Source organism: Capnocytophaga haemolytica (assembly GCF_001553545.1).
GTDB lineage: Bacteria > Bacteroidota > Bacteroidia > Flavobacteriales > Flavobacteriaceae > Capnocytophaga > Capnocytophaga haemolytica.
In genome coordinates, this window is the sequence record NZ_CP014227.1 from 1096263 (window position 1) to 1122558 (window position 26296).

17 protein-coding genes and 1 tRNA gene are annotated in these 26296 nt (G+C 42.2%); 8 read left to right on the top strand and 10 right to left on the bottom strand.

The genetic code is table 11. From position 1 onward, the window contains the following. Positions 1-404: 404 nt before the first annotated feature. Entirely contained in the window at positions 405-12536 is a 12132-nt protein-coding gene (locus AXF12_RS04810; protein WP_066428805.1) for a T9SS type B sorting domain-containing protein, read from the top strand. 685 nt (positions 12537-13221) lie between these two features. Next, a complete protein-coding gene (gene ric / locus AXF12_RS04815) occupies positions 13222-13941 on the top strand; it encodes an iron-sulfur cluster repair di-iron protein (protein WP_066428806.1) in 720 nt (239 codons plus the stop codon). Positions 13942-14017: 76 nt separating this feature from the next. On the opposite strand, the gene AXF12_RS04820 is transcribed toward ric, so the two are convergent. Next, on the bottom strand, positions 14018-15028 hold the full coding sequence (locus AXF12_RS04820; protein ID WP_066428807.1) for a phosphatase PAP2 family protein: 1011 nt from the start codon (positions 15026-15028) through the stop codon (positions 14018-14020). Positions 15029-15163: 135 nt separating this feature from the next. Here AXF12_RS04820 and tsaE point away from each other — a divergent pair, with 135 nt between their 5' ends. Continuing rightward, on the top strand, positions 15164-15574 hold the full coding sequence (gene tsaE / locus AXF12_RS04825) for a tRNA (adenosine(37)-N6)-threonylcarbamoyltransferase complex ATPase subunit type 1 TsaE (RefSeq protein ID WP_066428808.1): 411 nt from the start codon (positions 15164-15166) through the stop codon (positions 15572-15574). 244 nt (positions 15575-15818) lie between these two features. Continuing rightward, complete coding sequence (locus AXF12_RS04830; protein ID WP_066431784.1) at positions 15819-16829, top strand: o-succinylbenzoate synthase; 1011 nt, start codon at positions 15819-15821, stop codon at positions 16827-16829. Here the strand turns inward: AXF12_RS04830 and mnmC2 are convergent. Further along, a complete protein-coding gene (gene mnmC2, locus AXF12_RS04835) occupies positions 16819-17481 on the bottom strand; it encodes a tRNA (5-methylaminomethyl-2-thiouridine)(34)-methyltransferase MnmC2 (protein WP_066428810.1) in 663 nt (220 codons plus the stop codon). The two genes, AXF12_RS04830 and mnmC2, sit on opposite strands and share 11 nt — an antisense overlap. 110 nt (positions 17482-17591) lie before the next feature. On the opposite strand from mnmC2, the gene AXF12_RS04840 reads away from it, so the two are divergent. Beyond that, the gene (locus tag AXF12_RS04840; RefSeq protein ID WP_066428818.1) at positions 17592-18647 is read left to right on the top strand and encodes a branched-chain amino acid aminotransferase; all 1056 of its coding nucleotides are present in this window, start codon (positions 17592-17594) and stop codon (positions 18645-18647) included. A gap of 19 nt (positions 18648-18666) precedes the next feature. Beyond that, complete coding sequence (locus AXF12_RS04845; protein WP_066428820.1) at positions 18667-19761, top strand: DUF4434 domain-containing protein; 1095 nt, start codon at positions 18667-18669, stop codon at positions 19759-19761. A gap of 89 nt (positions 19762-19850) precedes the next feature. On the opposite strand, the gene AXF12_RS04850 is transcribed toward AXF12_RS04845, so the two are convergent. After that, positions 19851-20501: a protein-L-isoaspartate(D-aspartate) O-methyltransferase gene (locus AXF12_RS04850; RefSeq protein ID WP_066428821.1), complete on the bottom strand. Its 651-nt coding sequence runs from the start codon at positions 20499-20501 to the stop codon at positions 19851-19853. A 149-nt stretch (positions 20502-20650) separates the two neighbouring features. On the opposite strand from AXF12_RS04850, the gene AXF12_RS04855 reads away from it, so the two are divergent. Next, positions 20651-21241 carry a hypothetical protein gene (locus AXF12_RS04855; RefSeq protein ID WP_066428823.1) on the top strand — a complete coding sequence of 197 codons (591 nt, stop codon included), beginning with the start codon at positions 20651-20653 and terminating at the stop codon, positions 21239-21241. A 35-nt stretch (positions 21242-21276) separates the two neighbouring features. On the opposite strand, the gene AXF12_RS04860 is transcribed toward AXF12_RS04855, so the two are convergent. Continuing rightward, positions 21277-21350, bottom strand: a tRNA-Arg gene (locus AXF12_RS04860). A 262-nt stretch (positions 21351-21612) separates the two neighbouring features. Here AXF12_RS04860 and AXF12_RS04865 point away from each other — a divergent pair. Then, positions 21613-23103 carry a GH3 auxin-responsive promoter family protein gene (locus tag AXF12_RS04865; protein WP_066428826.1) on the top strand — a complete coding sequence of 497 codons (1491 nt, stop codon included), beginning with the start codon at positions 21613-21615 and terminating at the stop codon, positions 23101-23103. A 52-nt stretch (positions 23104-23155) separates the two neighbouring features. On the opposite strand, the gene AXF12_RS04870 is transcribed toward AXF12_RS04865, so the two are convergent. From AXF12_RS04870 to gcvH, 6 genes are all read right to left on the bottom strand, one after another. After that, entirely contained in the window at positions 23156-23473 is a 318-nt protein-coding gene (locus AXF12_RS04870; RefSeq protein ID WP_231909942.1) for an energy transducer TonB, read from the bottom strand. Between the two features lie 14 nt (positions 23474-23487). Then, the gene (locus AXF12_RS04875) at positions 23488-23679 is read right to left on the bottom strand and encodes a hypothetical protein (protein ID WP_066428829.1); all 192 of its coding nucleotides are present in this window, start codon (positions 23677-23679) and stop codon (positions 23488-23490) included. Between the two features lie 62 nt (positions 23680-23741). Further along, positions 23742-24473, bottom strand: a complete 732-nt coding sequence (locus AXF12_RS04880; protein ID WP_066428830.1) for an energy transducer TonB — start codon at positions 24471-24473, stop codon at positions 23742-23744. A 263-nt stretch (positions 24474-24736) separates the two neighbouring features. After that, entirely contained in the window at positions 24737-25471 is a 735-nt protein-coding gene (locus AXF12_RS04885) for an energy transducer TonB (RefSeq protein ID WP_066428831.1), read from the bottom strand. 35 nt (positions 25472-25506) lie between these two features. Further along, positions 25507-25902, bottom strand: coding sequence for a VanZ family protein (locus AXF12_RS04890; protein ID WP_066428833.1), 396 nt, complete (start codon positions 25900-25902; stop codon positions 25507-25509). Then, positions 25895-26275, bottom strand: a complete 381-nt coding sequence (gcvH, locus tag AXF12_RS04895; protein ID WP_066428835.1) for a glycine cleavage system protein GcvH — start codon at positions 26273-26275, stop codon at positions 25895-25897. The genes AXF12_RS04890 and gcvH overlap by 8 nt, the downstream gene beginning before the upstream one ends. Positions 26276-26296 lie beyond the last annotated feature (21 nt).

Consider the following 26296-nt stretch of genomic DNA (forward strand, 5'->3'; position numbering starts at 1 on the left):
ATGATGTGATTTTATTGTATAAGTAGTATTATTTTACTGTGTAAAAAGTTCTTTAAAATGTAAAAATAGAGTTTTAGGTAGGGTATTTCTTACCCGTTTTTACTATAAAAAGGGGCTATGAAAATGTTAAATTTTACATATAAAAAGTTAAAAAATCAGTTAAATATGTGTCATTTTTTCTCTACTGTAAAAGGCTTTTACACTGTGTTTTGTACTTTTATTATATTGATTATTATTGTTTTATGTTGTATTTAAGAGGTTTGTTTTTACATCTCGGACAAAGTTTTTCATTTTAACATTTGCATTGAAGGCATTTGGTAGGTTTGTAGGAAATGTATACTTTTGTGCATTAAAGTATAAAAATACAAAAAAAATACTGTGTTTCAAATATAGCATATAGCCTTATGAAAAAGTTTTTTCTAACAATTGTTTTTATTTTCATTGCAACTTTTGCGATGGTAGCGCAAACGCTGAACTTGAATGGGTTTACAGCAGTGCCTACCGCAGGGGTCTGTAATTCTGATGGGAAGATCTTGGTGACGCTTCCCAACACGATGGGACCTTCAGGCAAGACCCTACGTGTGCGCTTGGCTGTACCAGGAGAACCTACTGAGCGCGTTCAGGATTTGCAAATAGGGACTACTAATAACAAATACGAGTTTACCCTTCTTAAAGCGGGTAACTATACCGTTACTGTGCAGGATCTGGTAACGGCAAATGTAGCTTCAAAGTCCGTGCCTGTAATCTCATCGTATGTAGCTCCTGATTTTGTAGGGAACAAACTCAATATCAAAGGCCCGAGCTGTATAGGCTCAGGCGATGATGGGGGGTTGAGTTTCCAGATTGTAGCAGGGGCTAAGGGGCCTTTTAAGGTTAAATTCACTAAGGGTAGCACCGTTATATATGATCAAACACTTACTAAGACAGCAGGAGCTGTGCTGAATGTAAATATACAAGGTACTACTGCTAAACCTATCAGAGATGGCTATGGCTACCAACTTACCATAGAGGATTTGGCTGGAGGTGTAGCTAATTGTGGTGAAATAAAAACAATGGATATTACCATACCAGGAGCTACCGAGAATGTAGCTTGTATGGAGTTCGAGAAGGTAGAAGAAAACTCAATACTACAAAAAAATACTGACTGTAAGTTCCGTCTTTCATTACAGATCAGGCGTAAAGGTTCTTTGCCAATTGCACAGTTAGAAAATGCTATCAAAACAAGTCCTGCAAAAACAGCAGTAGTAAGACGCTGGGATAAAGCAGGTAATTTCATAGGGGAATACGATATTACTACTACGTACCAAAACAATCCTGTGGCAGGGGGACTAAATAAGGGATATTCTTACTACACCCCTTGGATATTCGAGGAGGATGACACAGTAGAATTTGAAATTAAATTAGGAAAGACACCTATTAAAGAGAAGTTCAAACTTTCAAAGGGTATTGTAAACTTAAATGACAACAAGGTAAATAAATTAATATCTCCTGATTATTTCTTCCTTAATGTAGATGGTATAGTAGCGTTAGAAGTGCTTGATCGTTCAAACTTAGACCCTAGCGGCAATTGTACACGTACAGCTAATACTAAATATTTATACGTAGATACGTATAAGAGGAAGATAGAGTTTAATAATGAATATGGTGGAAAAGTACACTTTGGTGAATACCACTGGGAAAGTGTTGATAATTGGATAAAAGACCCTACCGTACCAGGTGCTGGCTATTACTATGAGGTTTATAAGTGGACAGGTGTTGGCGACCCAGGTTGGGATCCGAACTATACTAGCAGCAGAATGAATGACCCTGCTTGGGTGAAACTCAATATAGGGAGTGACTATACGTGGATCAATAAAAATTACGCTAACTTAACAAACCAGCCAGAGGGTTATTACAAGGTGAGGTTTGTAAGTAGAAATGCCGCAGGGGTAGTTAGCTGCTACCAACCTGAGCGTATGCGTTATATTAAACCTGTAGCAGCAGGTATTAAAGATCCATTCAATGGACTTGAGATAAATAACGGTGCCTTTAAAGGAACTGTATCTATCCGTAAATGGTTGGGTAACTATATGTATAACTACCCAATCACAGTTACTGTTGATTACTTAGACGACGGTAAGTCAGGGACTACACGACCTTATTCTTTCCAAACAAGTTTACCATTTGAGAAGACACGTACTGAGACGATCACTTTCCCATTAGTAAGAGAAGTAGATAATCCAGATGTATCGACTATAAAACGCTTTGAGTTTGGTGACTTGCCCGCTGGGGAGTATCGCATCACTATTAAGGATAAGTGTGGCAATACAGCTACTGACGATTTTAACCTTGATACCCCTATGCAATACACCACAGAGAAGTTTGAAGTGAAACCAGGCTGTGGTGTGAATGGATCGCTTTCCTATGAGATAGCGGCACCGAGGGCAGGTACGGTGAAGAACTTGCAGATGCGCTTGCTCAGGAAAAACCCAGCTACGGGCGACTATGATAATGTTTCACCAGGTTATTTCCGCTTGCGAAGTGGTATCTTCTCAAACCTACAACCTGGGGATTATGTATTCGAAACTCAGGCATTTTACTATGCGCGTGTGAAGATGTGGCGTATTGATGACAATAAGGAAAACCTACCTTATCCACAAAATATGCACTGGGAGACGTTAGATCCTTCGACATCAAATAATGGTTATACTTATATCCGCCCTAATGATGCCTATACTTCAGATCCAGAGGGGAATGGTACTATAGCATATCATACGAGCAAGGCGTACTTTACTATTAGGCCTGCTGGCAATTTGGATGTTGATGTCGTGGGCACTTCGTGCTCGGCAGCAGCGGGTTCGGGCATCGTAGCGGTGAACATCAAGAACCCTGAATACATACAATATCCATTGCAATTTAAGTTGCTAAACCTTGCCACAGGGGTTGAGGTGGCGTCTTCACCTGAATATGGAGCAGGAGGGGCTACTTCGACAGCTACAGGTTATGTGTTCAAGAATGTGGCTGATGGCAATTACACCGTGATAGTGAAGCATAGCTGTGGTGAGCTACCTTACCAGAAGTCGGTGTTGGCTAATAACTATTCAGAACCAGGGGTTCGTTATGCGTTCGTTTCGCCTCCGTGTGGTAGAGAGGTGAAGCTGACCTTTGATGGTTCGGAGCAGTTGTTCAACATTGAATGGTTCAGAGTTGAGACAGGAGGCTCGCTTACTTCAATAGGTACAGGGCAAAGTGTTACCGATACGGTGGATAGGGCGACTACTTATGTAGTGACTCATAGCTTGAAGGATGCTACTTTGTGTACGTCGGGTTCGGGTACGAAATCGGTGACTGTAACTTTTGCATCGGATACGCAGCCACCAGTGATCACAGGTTGCCCAACAGCACCTATAGTAGATAATGCGCTGACAGGGCAATGCTATGGGAAGCCTACTTGGGGGGTAGTTACTGCTACTGATAACTGTGGTGTGGTTACTTACACTCAAAGCCATAAGAGTGGTGAGAGGATGGGTATAGGTACTCACACGGTGGTGTACACCTTTACGGATGCGGCAGGTAATACTTCTACTTGCTCCTTTACTGTGACGGTGAAATCGCGTGCTATCAATATGGTGGTGAAGAATGACTATGTGGATGGTACTGGGAATGTGATTAACAGAGACTTGGCATTGAATGAGAATTTCTATTACCGTATTACTTATCAAAACCAAGGTACAGAGGCGGTAACTTCATCGACTTTGGAGGTTACTCTGCCTACGCACGCTAATGTAACGATAGATGACTCGCGTATTGATGTTTCGGGTGCGAGCTGGCTACACTATAAGCCTACTTTTACGCGAACAGGTAATACCTTTAAGTTTGAAATTCCGTATCAAACGCTTACAGCGGGTAGCAATTTGCGCACAATACTTATACCTATATCCTTGAAGGCTACTTGTGCTGATATAGGTAAGCCTTGTATGAACTTGTTGCAATCTTCATATACAATGACTTATGAAGGTGGTAACGGTGCTTGTAAGATGCAGGATAGTTCGACAGCAAGTAAGACGATCGCTATATCGACTTCTTCTTGTGATCGAACAGAGTTGGCTTGCCCAGGTGAGACTATAAGGTTATCAGCTATTGATGGTTTTGCACAATACAAGTGGTATAAGAATAATGTATTGCAAACAGGGGCGTCTAACTCTCGCTTCTTTGATGCTACTGACCCAGCGGATTATAAGGTAGAGAAGATCACTACTTGTAATGGTGTTTCGTATACTACTACTGAACATATTAAGCTACAAAACCCTGCGGATGTTGCAGACCCAATCAAGCCTCAGGCTAATGGTGGGGATGTGTGCCCTGGTGATGGTACTTGGGTGAGCCACTTTATTTTGTGTAACCAGCCATCGCGTAATATTGTTGTGAACTTTACTGATTCAACTATTGAATGGCAAAAGCTCAAATCAGGCGCTTCGCCATCAAGCCTTAACTGTCCTAACAAGGATGATTCGGCTTGGGTAAAAGAGCATAGCAATAATACTTATGTAGCTAACACACAGGGTCACTATCGATTGAAGGTTACTTCGAAGACGGGAGGATGTGATAAGTATTTCTACTTTGATGTGTTTACGAACTCGCTTTCGGGTGCTATTGTAGATTTCGGAAATGTGACCAGCTATCAACAAGGGTTTATTTCTATCCGTATGGCTACGGCTGGCATTCAATATAAATATGTGTTGAAGAATTCGGCGGGGAACGTAGTGCCTCAGAATGGACAGCAATTTGTGATTGATGACCACGAATATCGTGTGCCTATCACTGCGCCAGATACTTATACTGTTGAGGTTACTTCGCCATCACTTCCTGATAGCTGTAAGGTAACTTTGATTCAGAAGATAGAGAAGAATACGACCCTTACTGCGAGGGCAATACCAAAGGCTTGGAAGGATTGTAACAAGCGTACTATCCGCTTTGAGGCTGATGGTGGTAAGAATCCTTATGAGTTCATTATATGGAGTGTAGATGGGGTGGCGCGCTATAGCGATTATACTTCTGCACCGTTTAACTCAGGTACAGTTGTTGCTACGATACCAGCAGGAGCAAGTTTTGTTGAAGCTGATGTAACCATTACACAACCAGGTAAGTATGTATTCCTCGCTAAGGATGCCAATACAGCATTTGCGGTTACTCCTGAGGTAGATATTTATCCAGAAGGGTTCTTAGGATACACTATTAATAAGCGTGATATCTTGTGTGGCTCTGCGCCTAACTCAGGTCAGATATCAGTGACTTATAATACACAGCAGAATGTAGTATCTACTTTGTATAAGTTGGATAATACAGGTGCGAGGGTGCAGACTGTGGGTAGTAACTCGACAGGCTACTTTAATAATTTGACAGAAGGTAGATATGAATTAGAAATAAAGGTAACGCTATCAAGTAGCAATACTTGTACGTATACAAATCCTAATATCTACATTAATAGTATAGAGAGCACTTTGAAGGCTTCGGCAGGTGTAGCTGAGGATATATCGTGCGACACTCAGACTCCTACTCAGTATATCGTTCACGTGAATAATGTACGTGGTGGTACAGGGTCAGGCTATGAGTTTAGTACTGATAATGTGAACTATCAACCAAGCCCTATATTAAGGGTAGGCTCATCAGCGACTTCTGTGTTTGTGCGTGATAGTAATAAGTGTACTATTGAGATACCTATTAGTATTAAGCCAATTGTACCTGCTACGGCGACTATTACAGCAGTACAGTACGATTGTGATGGTAAGGGTACATTTACGGTTACTGCAAATCCAGCAGGCACTTACGAGTACCAAGTGATTAAGGATGACGGTACACTTAGTGAGACACGTACATCGAATGTATTTACGCTTTCACCAGGTATTTACAGTATTTACATACATTATACTCCTACTACTGCAACAGGTACTACACCTAATATACTTTTCAATGAGGATTTTGGTACAGGTACTAATACTTGCGATAGCAGTGCAGTGCTGATCACTTGCGCGGGTAATTCGGCTACTTTGGGTGATAACCAATATATGATTACTCAGCAAGTGCCGTCGAGCCCTAACTGGGTAAGCCCAACCCCAACTGATGCCTCAGGAATGGCTAATGGTAGATACTTAGCTATCAATGGTAGCTCACCAGATAATGACAATGGTGTGGTATATCGCCATATCGTTCGTGATGTGGTTGTGGGACAAGAGCTCAGTGTATCAGTACAATTGTTCAACCTATTGCCATCGAGCTTCATTGGAGGCACGAACCCTAACTTGGTGGTAAGGATCTACAACCCTGGCAACTTGACTCAGTATGTTGAGAAATCGTTAGGAGAGATAAGCCGTTCAGGAGCTTGGCAACAGAAGAAAGTGACCTTTGCAGGGGTAGATGTAACGCTTAGTGCGGTGCTGTTTGAAATTAGGAATATAGCGCCTGCTTCAGCAATAGGTAGCGACTTGGCGGTTGACGATATTCAGCTTTCACAACCTACGAAGGTATGTAAGGTAAGAGCTGAGGGCGTTTCAGTGAAGATTGATAACGACCGTGCATTCAAGGTAACGGGTACAGCTTCAGATGAGAAATGTGGTGGTGACGGTCAGTTGCGTTTGGTAGTTGATAATCCACCAGCATCGCTTGCTGTTGAGTATCAATTGGCAGGTACTACTACGTGGACAGGTATCACATTGACAGCTGTGACACCGCGCCAAGGGGTAGCAACTATTACAGGGCTACCAGCTGTAGCAAATGGAACTATCTTTGTACGTAAGGCAAATGATCACAGCTGTAAGGCAGAGGTTAACTACACTATTAAGAAGCCAGATCCGCTGACAGTTACAGCTACTATTACAGCACCAGTGACTTGCTCGAACCCACTTGGTACCGCACATTTTACTGCTATGGGAGGAGCTCGACCTTATACACAGTTCAGCTTCCAACCAATAGGTGGAGGTACGCCAGGGGCAAGCAATCCAGCTGTTAATAATGAGGCTGACTTCAACATAGGGGCAGGTACTTACCAAATAGAAGTGAAAGATGCTAATGGATGTACTGCTACGGCAACCTTTGTGGTGCCTCAACCTAAGACTTTGAGTATTACTGTTGAAGACTTAGAGCCTTGCTATAAGGGTGGTAACTCAGCTCGTATACAAGTGAAGGTAATCAGCGGTAATGGAGGATACCAGTTCAGTAAAGATGGTGGGGCTACCTTTGAAACAGGTACTAGCTCAACAAGCACATTCATCATTTATGAGAACTTGACGGCAAACACTTATAACTTTGTTGTGAAGGATGCTTATGGCTGTGATGCTTCAACAAGCTACACAGTGGATAATCCATTCCGTATGCAGGCTGTACAGGTTGATCCTCTTACTTGTGCACCTAACAGTGAGGCAACCTTCTCAGTTACCTATTCAGGTGGTAAGGCAGGTACAAGAGAGTTCTTGTGGAGCAATTCACCAACAACTGGCTTTACAACATCTATACCAACAGGTATGAGCCTTACACAATCAGGTAATGTGTTCTCATTCAAGACACGTGTAGAGGGTGATTACTACTTCAAGGTACGTTATCAGATGGATAATGGCGACTACTGTGAAGAGACTTCTAACAAGTTTGAAGTGAAAGTGAGTCGACCTACCTTTACAGTAACACCTACCGTTGAAAACGTAAGTTGTGCGGGAGGAGCTACAGGTAAGGTGCTTATCAATCCTTCAAGTATTAGAGGAGGTATACCGCCGTACACAATGTTGTTCTATAACGGAATTACAACCACTACCCTCTCAGTAGGTGATATCGCTGGTTTGGCAGTAGGTACTTACACCATTACCTTGAGAGATAGCGGTCAGTGCCAATCTGCACCAATAGGCTTTACTATTACCCAAACAGCTGCGATGGTAGTAACGGCTACTCATCAAGGGCTTACTTGCTCGGCAGCGGGTACACAATTGGGTAGTGCACAAGTAACGATACAATCGGGTGGTACTGCACCATATAAAGTGATACTGAAGAAGAACGGTGTAGACGCCGAAACACGAACTGCTATTCCAGCAGGGGCATTACAACAGTTTAATAGCTTAGATATTGCGACTTATCAGATAGTAGTTGAGGATGCTAAAGGTTGTACTTATCACTATGACTTCACAGTAGCAGGCGAGGCTAATAAGATTGATACGCGCCCAAGTGCTAACATAGGTTGCTCGGCAGCTACAGGTGAGATAGCCGTTTCAGGTTATAATATTACAGGTAGCCACTTATCTACTGATGCATACTACTTTGCGGTATATCGTGAAGGTATGGGTCAGTTGATTAACCCAACCTTACCAACAGAAACTGTACCGAATGCAGATGGAACCAACGACACTTGGTACAGAGGTGGTGCTGTAGTAACAACCACTTTATCAGGAGGCGGACAAGTACAAGCCTCAACACATACCTTTACAGGTTTGGTACCAGGAGTTAAGTATACTTTTGTAGTATTCCATACAAGTAGCCAGTGTATGTATCGCCAAGAAGCAAGCATACCAGTACCAACACAATCTCCGTTGAAAGTGAATGTGGTAGGCACTGCATCAACTACTTGTATCAACAATAACGATGGTAAAGTAATCGTACACTTGAGTGATTGGCCAACGCCAACACCAGTTAAGTATGACGTGTATGTATACCCACCATCGAATCCGTTGGTAGCAGCTACACCAGCAGTAACTGGCACGCTGAACCCAACTGCAGCACCTACTATAGGTCAAGATTTCACTATAACAGGAATCCCAGCAGGACGTTACTTTGTACTCTTTACCGATAAGAACGGAACAGGATGTACAAAAGGTTCTGATGACTTTATCATCGGCAAATCGACCTCATCAGTAACTGTCTCTGCAACAGTGGTAAAACAAGCTAACTGTAAACAACCAGCTTCTGATGGTTTGGGTAGAATAGTGGTAGATGTACAAGGTGGTCAAGCTCCTTACAAATATTACTACCACAATATGGCAACCCCAGTACCAACAGGGGTAGCGCTGGATAACGCTCTTACCAATTCAACTGATGGTGTATCGAAAGATGTTATCTCAGGTACTTGGATGGTATTCGTTCGCGATAGTTCAGGATGTATGCAGCAGACTGTTACCCAAACAGTGGCTTTAGATCCTCAGCCTTCGATTGCCTCAGCAACGGCTGATGATGCTTGTAGCGATAGAGCGGATTATCCAATCAAGCTCACAATGACAACCATCGGTGTTGGTCAGCACCAGTATAGAATTGATGGGGTGACCAATTGGCAGAACTTAGATGTCTCAGTAGGTGAATTCCTATTGCCAGTACGCTTAGGTCCACAAACACCGCCTTACACTATTTACTTACGCGATGCTAATGGTTGCGAAACCAGCACCACAGTAAATGTGTACAAGTTGATGGATTTTGATGCTTCGCACGATCCATTAATACCTTGTGGAGCTACCAATACAGTAACTATCCACGTGAATAATATCACAGGCGGATCAGGAGCTTATAAGATAGGTATTAGCAAGGTAGTTGATAAGGGATTACCTACTGAACGCGAGATAGTTCAGGTGACCCCAGGCACGAATGTAGCTGGTACAACACATAACGCTATTGTATCTGGAGGTGCAGGTAACTACCGCATCAGTATATACGATGCGACAACCTTCGGTACTTCAGCTGAGTGTGCAAGGATTAAGGACTTTGTGGTTCGTACACCTGATATGCCTACCTTGGAGTTGATGTCAGTAAGTACGCCTACTTGCTACCAAGGCACTTCAACCATACGAGTGAAGGCTAACCCAGCAAGTGCAGCACCTTACGACTTTACTATTACACCAATTACCCCAGGTATGCCGATGGCAGGTGTAACTAAGGCTATCAATGGTAATTATGTGATATTTAATAATGTGCCAACGAAGGCAGCTTCGTTAGGTGGTGCACAGTACCTCATCAAAGCTATGACAGCCCAAAGTTGTACAACTACGATGAGCGTAACAGTTGAATCGCCAGAGCAATTGGTATTAACACCAAATGCCCTTACAGCTACTGATTACAAGTGTGAGGCTGATGGTAGTACATCTAACCCAACCTTGAAGTTCGACTTAAGTGCACTTTCAGGAGGTTCAACTCCTTATACACGTGTAGAATTCAAGCAAGGTACCACGGTACTCAACCAGCAGAACTTCACAACAGGAGTAACTGAGTATACTTATACCTTACCATCGTACGTAACGGTGGCGACACCTTACCACGTAGAGGTATATGATGCTAATGGTTGTAGTGTGACAAGCACTGCGGTAACAGTATCACCTACATTGATAATGAGTGATCTGACAGCAGTTCAAACACAGGCGCTTACTTGTGCACAAAATGAAACTCTAGTAGTAACAGTAAGTACCACTACAGTATACAACAATGAGCCTATTGAGTACTCGATAGCCAAGGTAGGTGAATTTGCACCAATACAAAGTGCAACGCTCAACTCCCTTACTTGGACGCTTACGCTTACAGATCCATCGGGCTATGTGATCAGAGCGAAGAATACTCTAACAGGATGTGAGATTACCACTTCTTACGATGTGCTTAATCCTAACACTCTCTTGTTAGAGGCTAAAGATCCAGTACGTGTACAATGCTTCGGTGGTACGGGTTCTATCACCTTAGAGCTAACCGATACGCGTCTATCGGATGGTGACCAAGTAGCTAATGGCTTCAACTATACTATCTACACTTTGCCAACAGGACCTCAGTACACAGGTACTAGCACAGGTGGTAGTATTCCTCACGGGGGCCTACCAGCAGGTAAGTACCGAGTAGAAGCTGAAGCACTTCTTAGCCATTGTAAAGCAGAAACAACCTTTGAACTTGTTCAAGCAGAAAAACCAATAGAAGTATTTGCTCAAGAAACCTTCAGCGTAACTTGTGATAACAATCGTGGTGAAATCTTTGTGAGAGTAACTGGTGGTTGGGCACCTTACAAGGTAGATATCCAAGGAGGTGGTATCACAGGTCAGCAAATCATCAACCAAGATGGTGATGGGGCGCTCTTCACAGGCTTGATGTCGACAGGCTTCTCAGGAGGTATACAGACTTACACAATTACTGTTACAGATGCTTGGGGTTGTTCAAATGTATCAGGTACTACACAAGTAGGACTTAAATATCCAGATACAATTACTGCCACAGTGAGTGTAACACAGCAGCCTACTTGTAAAGGCAGCTCCGATGGTATTATCGAAGTGACTAATGTATCAGGTGGTTCAGGAAGGTATTACTATACTCTTGTTGACTCGAACCTGAATGCAAGTACGCAAACTGATACAAGGTTCACCGACTTATTACCAGGTATGTACTCATTAGAAATAATGGATACTTGGGGTTGTACCTTCCGCAAGGATCAGATAGAAATTAAGGAGCCAGAAGCCATTACGGTATCAATTACCAACTCAATGCTCTTAGTATGTCACAAAGATAAAGATGCGTGGGTTGACTATGAAATAAAAGGCGGACGACCACCTTATGATGTACAAATAGTTCATAAAGGAACAAATGTTGCACTCTATACAAAGACTGGAGTAGCTTCAGGCACTACGGAGAGAGTACCAGGTTTGGCAGCAGGTGAATATGAGTTCATCGTGAAAGATAGCAGTAGAGGGGGAGGCTGTACAATGTCACCAACTTACGAGTTTGTCGTACAGTCAGCACCAGACCTCGAAGCAACTACCGAGCAGGGTTATAACTGTGATAACAATGAGTTTAGCACGTGGATAGAAGTACGCTTCAAAGATCCAGTTGACTTCAATAAGATTACTTATAAACTCAACGGAGGTCCTGCGCAAACCTTCTCACGCAATAACGGTATAAGTGCTGGATATATTGATCAAAATAGGTTCGATCGTAGTATTGCTACTCAAACCCTCGAAATCATTTATTCAGATGTACATTCTGTGACAGGTGCTACAAAGGTATGTAACCATACCCTTACAAAACCTGTGACAGTTGAGGAGATCTATCAGTTGTCAAATATCGTTAAATCACCTACTACGCAAATTAATACCTTGGTAGTAGAAGGAGTAGGAGGTAAGAAGCCTTATTACTATACCTTCAATGGTGATGACCACGATACCAACAACGTGTATGAGCTCAAGAAGACAGATCCTGACTTTACTGATCCAGTCAACGGTAAAAAGTACAAACTCATTGATGTATTAGTACGAGATACTGCGGGCTGTACGATTACTAAGACGTTCAAGGAAGAATATTTTGATATCTTCATACCAAACTACTTTACACCAAACGGAGATGGTACGTTTGATACTTGGACTCCACGTAATGTTGAGAAGTTCCCATTCATCAAGACTTATATCTATGATAGGTACGGACGCCGCATCAAGACCCTTTCACAAGGAGAGGCTTGGGATGGTAACTATGAAGGTAAGCCAATGCCAACAGGCGACTACTGGTATATCATCGAACTCAATGATGAATTTGATGATAGAACCTTCAACGGTCACTTCACACTCTATAGATAGTATAGTAATTTAATTAATAATAAAACTCCCAAAGCCGAGTATCTAAAAAGATACTCGGCTTTTTTATGCAGCGTAGGGAGAAGTTTAGAAATAAAAAAAGCTGTATAAATGAATCTTTACACAGCTTAATTTAATAATAAAAAAGAAAACTTAAAAATAATAATTATGAAAAAAACTTTTGTTTGTTATATCGTTTTTAACACAACCATTCTCATAAATGTTGGTTGATGAAAAAGTCTTTATTTTGCTGCAAAGGTACGTTAAAATTTTTAACTACCAAATTATTTTCAAACTTTTTTTTTAAAAAATATTTTATATGTAAAAAATAAGCGATTTAGCAGTGATAATTATGTATTTAATGTTTATCTAATTTATTATTCGTATTTTAAATGATGGTTTTTAACGCATAATAACCAAATAAAATGTTAAAATATTAATAATAATAATAGAAAAAGTGTTAAATCGTATAGAAAGTGTTGTTAGAAATATCTGTATGTCTAATAATACCTATTTTTTTCGTAGAATCTTTCTATATAAACAATGATTATTGGGTACTTTTATCAAAAAATGTATCAGATCTAAGTGTTTGTATATTCTTATGAGGATAAGCCTCTAAAAATAAAAAGTTACAAAAGTCTTTTATTTGAAATAAAAGTTGTACCTTTGCCGAAAATTTAAAAACACTATGAGTTTGACAGACAAAACTATTGGAGAAATTGTGGCTGACGATTTCCGTGCAGCTGCGGTATTTAAGAAGTATGGCATTGACTTTTGCTGTAGAGGAGGGAGAACCATTGATGAGGCTTGTGATAAAAAGGATGTTGATAAGCAGAGTCTTATCAATGACCTCAACGCAATCCCACAGGGGAAAGGTGATCAGGTGGATGTGAGTAGCTGGCCCTTGGATCTGCTGGCGAACTACATTGTGCGTATCCACCATCAGTACGTGCACGATAAAACGCCAATCCTATTGCAATTCCTTGATAAACTGTGCAGAGTGCACGGTGAAAGACACCCAGAGTTGTTTGAAATCAATCGTATTTTTACAGAGAGTGCGCACGATTTGGCAAACCACTTTGAAAAGGAAGAGCGCGTACTATTCCCTTTTATAGGTGAACTTGTGAAGGCACAGCAGACAGGACAGCCACTTGAGACAGCTCACTTCGGCACTGTGGAGAACCCCATTGCAATGATGATGCACGAACATACAGTTGAGGGCGATCGTTTTGCTGAGATTGCACGGCTGAGCAATAACTACACTCCGCCAGCAGATGCTTGTAACACTTACCGTGTTACTTTTGCGATGTTGCAAGAGTTTGAAGAGGATTTGCATCGCCATATTCACTTGGAGAATAACGTGCTATTCCCTAAAGCGATTGCCTTAGAGAAGCAACTCAACAGTTAATCTATTACACTTATTTACATAAAAAGGATTTCGGCGAATGGCTGAAATCCTTTTTTTATGTATAAATGACAATCCTTTAAAAGCGCAGATTGAAGCCAACCATTTGGTAGCCGTCGAGGGTGGTAGAAGTGGATAGATCAAAGGTGTAGCGATTGGTAGGCTGCTCAAGGTTCTCATTGATTTTCTGGCGAGTGATACGCCTATCAGCAATAGTTTTACCCGTGATGTACCCCACGAAGAGTGCGATGGGGTAGTCGGACGCCCAATGCACTTTGCTCTGCATCATCTCAAAGGCCATCAGACCGAGAGCGGTGTAGCCCACAGGCTTGATCCATTTGTGATCGGGATAGTTCTCGATGAGTACCGTAAGGGCAGACATCGCCGTGGTGAGGTGCCCTGAAGGCATAGCATCGTAGCGCGGGGTATCTTCCTGATAGGAGGCAAAGCTCGGGGCAAAAGTCCAATGGCTGTGGCGGCGTCCCTCATCAAAGGTGATGAAAGGGCTTTCACGCCCACTAAGGCGCTTAAAGGGTTGCACAAACAAGCCCGAGACGATGATGCTCTCCACCAATTGCATCGATACACTTTTCGCTCTATAATTATTGGTGATAAGTCCATAGGTAGCCAGTCCTCCGCTGATGATCAGGAACGTAGTGCCATTACCGATAAAATACATCGCTGAGTTTACATCTGCGGGGATAATCTTCAAGAAACCCAGTTTTTTATATGTATGTGCCTCATTCAGCCCCAAGTTTTTACCGAAGTTGCGGCTTTCCTCTATCAGCCAAGGATCGGCAGGGATGATAGCCGCCGTTGCTGCCAATGAGGCAAGTCCATAGGGGTAATAAGGCTTGGAAACCATCAGCGTTGCCGACTTGCCAAAGTTGCGCGGTATCTTGTTGAAGATATCACTTATTTTGGGCTTTTTGTAAATGAGGATTTCATCTTTACTTATCCGATACGCCTTCGTTTCGCCTTCGATAGTGGAGGGGAGGGGGAGGCTATCTTTTTGTGATGGCGGCAGCGTATCAAGTGTTTGTGATATTCCTATGAAAGGGAGGAGTAATGTAAAAACAATGTATTTCATATAGCGATCTTTGGTTAAGAGGCGGCAAAGATACGAATTTTTAGGGTAATAGATGGCTTATTTGTTAAAAAATGTGAGGAAATGTGCTTCTCCATTGCCTAAAATGTTATACCTTTGCGCTGTAATTAGTATCGTATGGAAATAGTATATACATTGGTAGATATTGACTTGGTGGCGCAGCGGTTATTGGCTTATCTCACTGAAAGAGTGATTGTTTTCCGTGGGGAAATGGGTGCGGGTAAGACGACGCTCATCAAGGCTTTGGTGAAGGCTATGGGGAGCAGTGATACGGTTTCGAGCCCTACTTTTGCGCTTGTCAATCCTTATATGAGTGAGGAAGGTACTATCTATCATTTTGATTTTTACCGTATTAAGAAAGAGGAAGAAGCCTTTGACATTGGATTTGAAGAGTATCTGTACTCAGGCGATTGGTGCTTTATTGAATGGGCTGAGCGAGTGCCTTCGTATCTACCTGAGAAGTACATAGCAATTGATATTGAGGTAATTGACGCTAATACAAGGAGATTAAAAGTAAAGTTGTTTTAATTGATTTCCTAATATTATAACTCACAACTGATTAGTTTTTTCTGTTCTTTTGTCTTGAAACAAAAGAACCAAAAATTCAAGGCTGTGGATGCTTAGGCGAGAAAATCAACGTCTCTCGCTGAAAATCTCTAAACTCGCTCCCTGCGGTCGCTCAAACAGTAGAGATTTTCAACGCTCGTTCCTATGATTTTCTCAGCCACGCCTCCAATGCCATTAGAGAGTGCTAAATAAGTTTAGTAAAAAGATGAGAGCAACGTACATTAAATATGTGTTAAATTTTAAGCGTCCGTCGGGCACTTCTCGTGGGGTGCTGACGCAGAAGGATACTTATTTTCTTCTGCTGAATGAGGATGGAAAATTGGGCGTTGGTGAATGCGGTTTGTTGCGTACACTCAGCGTAGATGATCGTGTGGATTACGAGGAGAAGTTGGTGTGGGTTTGTGCGCATATCCACCTAGGTGAAGAACGCTTGTGGGCTGACTTAGAGGCTTTTCCATCGATACAATTCGGTGTGGAGCAAGCTTTTAGATCACTTAGAGCTGAGGCTTGGTACAATTTGTTTCCATCGGATTTTACCTCTGGGAAGGCTCAGATACCTATCAATGGATTGGTATGGATGGGGCAGCCAGAGTTTATGAAGGCTCAGATACGTGAGAAGCTCGCACAGGGTTTTCGCTGTATCAAAATGAAGATTGGGGCTATTGATTTTTCGGAAGAATATGCTCTTTTACAAGGAATTAGATTGGAGTTTTCACCTGAGGATATCGAGCTACGAGTAGATGCTAATGGGGCTTTTGCGCCTGAGCAGGCAATGGATTACCTCAATCGATTGGCTGACTTGCAGTTACACTCTATTGAGCAGCCTATCAAGGCAGGGCAGTGGGAGGCTATGGCACGCTTGTGTGAGCGGACGCCTTTGCCAATAGCTCTTGATGAGGAGCTTATTGGGGTGTTTTCAAAGGAAGAAAAGCAGCGATTACTGGAGGCAATTCGTCCGCAGTATATTATCTTAAAACCTTCATTGATAGGCGGATATAAGGGATCTGAACAATGGATAACTCTGGCGGAGAGTTTGAACATTGGCTGGTGGGTAACCAGCGCACTTGAGAGCAATATAGGCTTGAATGCGATTGCCCAGTGGACATATATGCTTGGCAACCCTTTGCCACAGGGCTTGGGTACGGGCAGTTTGTATACTAACAATATCCCTTTCCCATTGGAAGTGAAGGATGGCAAGTTGGGGCTTAGGCTTTAGTAGCACGGAGCATTTCTCTTTTTCCTGGGGGTCCTTGTAGTCTTTCGACCGTGAAACCGCAGGCAGTCATTGCGCGTCGCACGCTTCCTTTGGCGGCGTAGGTTACTAAGATACCATTGGTTTTGAGGGCATTATACATTTTCTGGAAGATATCTTCCTGCCAGAGTTCAGGTTGCACTTGAGCGCCAAAAGCATCGAAGTAGATAAGGTCGAATTGGGAGAGGTCGTTAATCTCTTGGAAAAACTGTTTTCTTTTTTTTAAAATAAAATGGCTATTGAGGGTAACTTCTTCATTCCAAGGGCATTGGTGCATCTTAGCAAAGAGAGGGGCAAGTGCTGGCTGCTGTAATAGCTCACAGTAGTTCATCTGCGAGGCTTCTTGCCACGATAGGGGGTAGGCTTCGATGGTTTCGTAATGTACATTGAGGTTGAGATGGGGCTGCTCAGCCAAAGTAGCCAAGGCGTTAAGCCCTGTGCCAAAGCCTATTTCGAGGATTGAAATATTTTGGTTACTGAACAGAGCAAGCCCGTTTTTGATAAAGACGTGCTTGGTTTCCTGAATAGCGCCGTGCGTGGAATGGAAGCTCTCACCCCACTCGGGGATGCGAAAAGAGGTGGAACCGTCGTCAGTAGTGATAATTTCTCTCTTCATAATATATTGTTTATCAATTTATTATTTCTTTTTGCAAGAAAAATACAACTTTGAAAAGGCAAAGATATGAAATAAAAGTGTACTTTTGTCAAAAAATTAATAAGATCGTTATGGTAGATATTAAGATAACACCAATAGAGGAGAGCCGTATCAGTCAGGTTGACTTTACGTCGTTAGTTTTTGGCAAGGAGTTTTCGGACTATATGTTCGTATGTGCTTATAGGGAGGGGCGTTGGCAGCAACCAGAGATTAAGCCTTATGCGCCTATCTCGTTGATGCCTTCGGCGAGTGTGTTCCATTACGGGCAGGCGGTGTTTGAGGGGATGAAGGCTTACAAGGATGAAGCGGGGCGTGTGTTTTTGTTTCGTCCGTGGGAGAACTATCGTCGTTTGAACCGCTCGTGTGAGCGATTGGCAATGCCAGCCTTTCCTGAGGAATGGTTTGACGCTGGCTTGAAGCAACTTTTAGGGCTTGATAAAGAGTGGATAAAGCAAGGCGTTGGCAATTCGCTTTATATACGACCGTTTATGATTGCTACTAGTGCAGGAGTGAAGGCGTCGGCGGCTACGGAATACCTTTTTGTTATCATCACTTCGCCAGTGCAGTCGTACTACGATGGTGATGTGAAGGTGAAGATTGCTGATTATTACAGCCGTGCCGCTAATGGAGGTTTTGGCTATGCGAAGGCTGCGGGGAACTATGCGGGGCAGTTTTTCCCAACGGCTGAGGCTGCTAAGGAAGGCTATCAGCAAGTGATGTGGACGGATGATGCTACCCACGAATTTTTAGAAGAGTCAGGAACGATGAACTTGTATTTCCGTATTGCAGATAAGTTAATTACGTGCCCTGTGAGTGAACGGATTTTAGATGGGGTGACTCGTAAGAGTATCTTGGAGTTGGCACCTCGCTTAGGTATTGAAACAGAAGTGCGTAAGGTGCGTGTGCAGGAGCTTATTAAGGCTTCGGAGAACGGCACATTGCAAGAGGCTTTTGGTTGCGGGACAGCAGCAGTGGTTAGCCCTATTTCGGGCTTTGGATACAAGGGGAAGGATTATGCTATTCATCGCCCTAAAGAGTTGTATGCTAACAAGATAAAAGAAACTATATTGGATATACAGTACAATAGGGGAGAAGACCCTTTTGGCTGGCGAGAAGAAGTAAAATAATAATAAATAGAATTGTAAAATGAAGAGATATTATTTAGTAGCTATTCTCTTGATGCTGTTTGCATTGAGTAGCTGTGGTAAAGACCAAGATGATAAACCAACTACCGATGGAACACCTAAGCAGAAGTCTGATACGGGCGTTGATATGAGGACGCCTGATAATAATGTAAATGCCTATGCAAAGAAAGCGCTTACTGGGTCATTTGTTGATTTTTGGAGTAAGGGAGATTGGACCAAGGAGCAATGGAGTAGCTTTCTTGGAGAGATGCAAGGGTTACACCTCAATACTGTGATTGTGCAGTTTGCTGCTTATGGTGATTACACGTGGTTTGACTCAAAGAATACTTTTACAAATACTAAGTTTAAGGGGGCGCTTGGCAATCTTCTCACTGTGGCAGCAGAGAAGGGAATGGAGGTGTATATTGGGTTGTATTTTGACGGAGGGTATTGGCATAATCAGACGAATGTCAGTTGGCTACATACTCACGCCGACCGCTGTATTGAGATAGCGCGAGAGATTCAAGCACAGTTTGGCAATAGTAAGGCTTTCAAAGGATGGTATATTCCACACGAGCCTGAGCCGAATGCTTATAATAGTTCTGCGCTTGTGGCATCGTTCAGGGATAACTTTGTGAACAGGATTTCTAATAAGTTGCATCAACTCAATAATAAGCCTGTTGCCATTGCAGCTTTTTGGAATAGTGGTTTATCAACGCCTGATCAGCTACAGCATTTTATGGCAGAGCTGAGCAAGTGTAACCTACAAGTGATAATGCTTCAAGATGGAGTAGGGGCGAAGCACGTAACCCTCGACAGACTTGCAGCTTACTATCAGAGTGCAGAAAAGGGACTTTACACGGAGAACACCTCTTATAAAGGTGCATTTTGGATTGACCTTGAAACATTTGAACAGATTCCTTCAGGAGAGTTTTCTTCTATTCCTGCTAATTTTGACCGTGTGAAGGGACAGATTGCAGTAGCGATAGCTGTACCGCGTGTAAGTAAGGTGGTGTCTTTTGATTTTTATAGTGATATGTCGTCTGTAAGCCCCAAAGGAGAGCGAGCAAAGAAGCTCTATAAAGATTATCAGGGCTTTATAAATACGATAAAGTAAAAGATGAATTTCATTAGCATATTAAAAAAAGAGCTATTCAAATTCTTTTGAATAGCTCTTTTTTTGAGTTTTTATAGATTAAATTACAGTTAGGCTTTGTTTTTTAATAAGGGGACAAATTGGAATTCGCCGTATTCTGTTTTGTGGAACTCTTTTTCTGAAATGCGTTCGTAGAGGGTCATAATCTGGGTTTTATCTCCTACGGGAATGACCAATCTACCGCCGATGGCTAATTGAGCCAGTAAAGGGCGCGGTACGGATAGGGCACCTGCGGTTACTAAAATGCGGTCAAAAGGAGCTTCTTTGGGTAATCCTTTGTAGCCATCGCCAAAGTACATTCTTGCGGGGCGGCGTATCAGTTTGGGGAGTAATACTTGGGTTTGTTTGAAGAGCTTTTCTTGGCGCTCAATGGTGAAAAGTTGCACTCCTAAATAGAGTAATATGCTTGATTGGTAGCCACTACCTGTACCTATTTCCAATACTTTTTGGCGAGGAGATACTTGTAGCAGTTCTGTTTGAAAAGCTACTGTGTAAGGTTGAGAAATGGTTTGTCCTTCGCCAATAGGGAAAGCCTTATCTTGATAAGCGTGTTCTTCAAAGCTGTTGTCGAGAAATAAGTGGCGTGGAATAGCACGAATTGCCTCTAAAACCTTTTGGTCTTTGATACCTTTTTCTCGCAGTAAATCAGCTAATTGATTTCGTAATCCTCTATGTTTTAAAGTATCTTCTAAACTTTGCATTGTCGTACTTTTAAGAGCGCAAAATTAGTCATTTTTCTGGAATTACAAAAGTGTAAAAAAATATTTTTTACTATTTTTTGTGTCAAAAATTTTAACAGTAAGAAAAAATACCTTACTTTTGTAGCGAAAAACTAAATTATTGTGAAAAGATGAGACTTTTAAAGCAAAAAGTAAATGTTCTCACAATGCTTATTTTACTGACTTCGTGTAGGATTAGAGAGGGCTCAACAGATGGGCTACAACTAGTTAAAGTTGATGATAAATACGAAGTGGAATTGCCTAACTCATTTACTAAAAGAGCAAATCTATATGATGATGCTTCCCTTCAGTATGCCAATAACCGATCGGAGGTTTTTGTGGCAATTATAGATGAGGATAGAGATGAGACGAATGATATACTTTATGAAGTACTGAAAGACTCATTAGCAAATACATCGAAGAAGGCTTTTTTGAAATCTTTTTCTTTGAATGACTACTTTAATATTTGCAAGAAGGGCTGGTCGGATGCAAAGATGATGTATCCTGCACCTAAGGAAATAAAGAAGGTAATGATTAATGATCGCCCAGCTTTTGTAGTAGAAACGACAGAGAATGTAAATGGCAATGAGGTTTATTATATTGTTGCAATCTTAGAGACTGATAAGGCTTATTATCAAATTTTTACTTGGACATTGGACAGTAAGAAGGATAAATATAGCCAGCAGATGAAAGATATTATTAATTCATTTGATGAGTTGTAATAAAAAAGCCCTGACTTCTCAGGGCTTTTTTATTGTGACCTCGACAGGATTCAAACCTGTAACCTTCTGAGCCGTAATCAGATGCGCTATTCAGTTGCGCCACGAGGCCATTGTTCTATTAGTTATTACGGGTGCAAAGGTACGACCTTTTTTTAAACTACCAAATTTTTTAAGGACTTTTTTCTAAAAAAAATATTTATACTCTAATCCATAGTTACTTTCTTGGCCTTTAGAAACCCTTATAAATGCTTAGTAAGCATTGTGTTAAAACGTTGATAGGGTTAGCTTCTTTTTGATATATATTTAGAGTGTTTCTTAGTTGCAATTTATATTTTTTTACTACCTTTGCACTTCAATCAGAAGTATTAGATATGTCAGTGAAAGCCACACTCGCAAAGGTATTTGCCGCCTTGGTAAAGCGAAAAATCAATCGATGGGCAGCCGACCCTATTGCCACCCAGCAACAAGTGTTCCACAGCCTGATCGCTAAGGCTCAAAACACCGCCTTTGGCACCGACCATCGCTTTGCCGAAATTCATTCCTATGCCGATTTCACCCAGCGCATACCCATCCGCGACTACGAGGCTCTCAAACCCTATATCGACAGGGTTGTAGAGGGCGAACGCGACGTGCTCTGGCGCGGCAAACCGCTTTACTTCGCCAAAACCTCAGGCACTACCAGCGGTGCCAAATACATCCCTATTACCAAAGAATCAATGCCCCACCATATCGAGGCAGCACGCAATGCCATTCTCTGCTATATCAACGAGACGGGGCGCGCCGATTTCGTCGATGGCAAAATGATATTCCTGCAAGGAAGCCCTATTTTAGAGGAGAAAAACGGCATCAAACTCGGTCGCCTTTCGGGTATCTCAGCCCACTACGTCCCCGCTTACCTGCAACGTAACCGAATGCCTTCCTACAAAACCAACTGTATTGAGGATTGGGAAACTAAAATCGACGCTATTGTCTCAGAGACCTTTACCCAAGATATGACCCTCATCAGTGGTATCCCTTCCTGGGTGCTGATGTACTTCGAACGCCTCGTAAAATGCTCGGGGCTACCCGTGGGCAAACTCTTCCCCGACTTCTCCCTCTTTATCTACGGAGGGGTAAACTATGAGCCCTACCGCCAAAAGTTCGAGTATCTTATCGGCAGAAAGGTCGATAGCATTGAGCTTTACCCCGCCAGCGAAGGCTTTTTTGCTTTCCAAGATAGCCAAAAGGAGAAGGGAATGCTACTGCTGCTCGCCTCAGGCATCTTTTATGAGTTCGTGGAGGCGGACACCTTCTTCACCGATACGCCTAAGTGTGTACCCCTCAGCGAAGTGCAACTTGGGGTGAATTACGCCCTTGTGATCTCCACCAATGCAGGCTTATGGCGCTATAGCATCGGCGACACCGTGCAGTTTACCTCCCTTGCCCCTTACCGCATTGTGGTTACAGGGCGCATCAAGCACTTTATCTCTGCCTTTGGTGAGCACGTCATCGCCAAGGAAGTGGAAGAGGCACTGCAACAAACCTTAGAGGGCACTGAGGCGCGTGTAACCGAGTTCACAGTCGCACCGCAAGTAACGCCCCCCCAAGGACAACTGCCTTACCACGAGTGGCTCATTGAGTTCGAGAACGAGCCTGCCGATATGTCCGCCTTTGCCCTTGCCCTCGATAAGGCGATGCAACAGCAGAACACCTATTATTACGACCTCATCCAAGGCAAAGTGCTCCAACCCTTGAAGATAACCCGCGTCGAGAAAGGCGGCTTTAATGCCTATATGAAAACCCAAGGCAAACTCGGCGGGCAGAACAAGATACAACGCCTTGCCAACGACCGATCCATAGCCGAAAAGTTACCTTTATTATAATATAGTTGTTATAATCAATAAGCCCCGAGCGTTAGCTCGGGGCTTATTGATTTTACTGATACTTAAAATTAATAGGATATTGAAATGTGATTGCAATGGGTTTCCCATCTAACTCAGCAGGTTTTAGCTTGGGTAACTTTTCTATAATTCGCTTAGCTTCATTCTCTAAGAGAGGGTGAGAACCTTTTACATCTACCACAGTAATTGTACCATCAATATTGATACGAAAATTGACATTCACACGCCCTTGTATTCCTTGCTCAAGAGCTGATGGAGGATAGGTGAATGTACTACTTACGTGTTTGTCAAGATTGTTTTTGAAGCACTTTATTTGCTCTTCGGTTACTACATCTTTACAAGCTTCAAACATAGGCATTTTATCTACTATCTGATTGCCAATATGCAAGAAGGTGTATTTATTTCATTATGAGTTGAGTTAGCTGTTTTTACTTTTGCTTCTTCTTTATCATTCCTTTTCTTTATAGGTTGACTATCTATATCACTTAGTAGATAGATACAAATGGCAATAAAGAAAATTACTGTTAGGCTTAGCACTATGTTTGCTTTATTCTTCATAGCTCTAGTATTTTATTTATAGCAAAAACCCTGAGCCTAAACTCAGGGCTTTTCATTCTGGATTATTGTTGTAACACAAAGTTGATGGGGTATGCAAAGGTAACTGCAGTGGCTTTGTTTCTTTGCTTACCAGGGATGAGCTTAGGCAGTTTCTTGATAATACGTTCTGCTTCAGCTTCTAATAGTTTGTCAGGACCGCGAGTACCCAATACAGTGATGCTGCCATCAGTGTTGATACGGAAGCTGACAAATACCTTTCCTTGTACGCCCATATCTAAAGCCGCCTGAGGATAGACGAAGTTCTTAGAAACGTGTCTGTTTAAAGCCTCTTGGAAGCATTTAGCTTGTTGTGCTTTAGGTACGTTTTCACATTCTTTGAACATTGGTTTTTCCTCAATGACATAGAAAGATACTTCGGGCTCTTCAACCACTACGGGTTCAGGAGTTTGAATTACACCTGGGTCAATAATAGGGCTCTTTTTGTTGTCTTCAGTAGAAGCGATGGTAGTCTCAATGATATGAGCGTCATTATCTACCACATTTACCGCAGGAACTACTTGCGGAGGTGGTGGTGGAGGGGTCACGGGGATTGTAGGCTGCTCAATAGTTACAGCCACAGGGTCTTCATCAAGAACTTTGTCAAAGTCTGATTTTCGATTATCTAAGTTGCTCTTGTCGTACATCTTGGATTCAAAACCCCATAGCGTAAAGCCTGAGATCACAGCGAAACCAATAGCGAAAAAGAGCCCTGAACTTTTAGATAAGTCGGCTTTTGGATTTTTCTTTGGATACATAATGAATCTTTTTTGAAAGTTATTAAAAAAACTACTGCGACAATTATCTAAAAAGCTTTTTATTGTTTTGTCATTATGTGTAAATCAACAACTGTGCCAAAGTGGTGTTTTGAAGTCTTATTCCTTTGAAAAAGTTTTTAAGTGTTTGTTTATTTGTATGTTATATAAAGGTAGAATTGCTTTAGGACTGTAAAAATATTACTCTAAAAAAAGCAAATCCCCAAGAGTGGAAACTCTTGGGGATGTACTCACAACGGTTGATATTATGATTGTAATTTGAAATTGATAGGGTATGCGAAAGTTACCGGAGTTGGTTTTCCGCGCTGTTTCCCTGGTATCAATTTAGGTAATTTCTTAATGATACGCTCAGCTTCAGCTTCTAAGAGCTTATCAGTACCTCTTACACCTAAGATGGTGATAGAACCATCAGTGTTGATACGGAAACTGACGTTTACCTTTCCTTGGATACCCATTTCGAGGGCAGCTGGTGGATAAACGAAGTTCTTAGCCACGTGCTTGTCAAGGTTTTCCTTGAAGCATTTGAACTGTTGGTCTTTTGGCACGTTTTTACAAGCCTCGAACATTGGTTTGTCCTCAATGATGGTAAAAGGCACATCAATAGGTGCTTCTTCCACAGGCTCAGGAGTTTTAATAGAAGAAACTTCAGCTACTTTTTCTTCTTTTTTAGTTTCAGTACTACCGATGACCTGTTCCTGAATTTGCTTGCTATTATCAACCACTTCCACATCTTGCACTACTGCTGGCGGTGGTGGTGGTGGCGGTGGTGGCGGTGTATTGGGCGCCTCAACCACAAAGTTCTCTTGGCTTTCATCGAGAACCTTGTCAACGTCTGACTTACGATCGTCGCCCTTTTTAGTATCATACACTTTTGCTTCAAAGCCCCATAGTGTAAGGGCAGAGACTACTGCAAAGCCTATGGCAAAAAAGAGTCCACTGCTTTTCGTAAGGTCAGCTTTTGGATTTTTTTTAGGTTGCATAATGAATCTTTTTTATAACGTTATTAAAAATATACTTAGTTTGTTTCTCTGAAAAAGGCTTTGCACTTCTTCATAAAACCAATAGCAATAATTGTGCCAAAGGTGTTAGCTAGTACATCCATCATATCTGCACTACGGGTGGTTGTGAGAAGTGCTTGGAGCGCTTCTATGCTTATTCCCAGTGAGATGGAGGTTATAAAAGCCCATAGATAAATTCTCTTTTCTGTCGTTTTTTTTGCTATTTCGAGCCTACACATTAGGATAAAGAGGACGGTATAGCCTAAATAGAAGGCGCAATGAACGACCTTATCGAAATGTGGTATAGGTATTCTCGGTGCTTTTTGGATATCACTTGTTGGCAGGAGGCATAAGACTGCAACAGCTATCACCCAAAGCGCCCAGAGAATGGTGTATCTGTACTTTTTAAGCACCAATGAGCTCTTTGTACGCCTCGGCTGTGAGTAGGTTCTCTGCCTCAGAAGGGTCAGAGAGTTTTACTTTGATCATCCAGCCTTTGCCATAAGGGTCGGCATTGACTACCTCTGGGTTGCTGTCTAACTCGGGGTTAAGCTCAGTAACCTCTCCACTGAGGGGCAGGAATAGATCCGAGACCGTTTTTACAGCTTCGACAGTGCCAAAGACTTCTTCCTTAGCGAGGGTCTCGCCCACAGTTTCAACTTCAACATAGACGATATCGCCCAATTCTCTTTGGGCAAAATCGGTGATGCCTACCACAGCGGTCTCGCCTTCAATGCGTATCCACTCGTGATCCTTGGTGTACTTTAATTCTGATGGTATGTTCATAGTGTTTTCTATTGGTTTAAA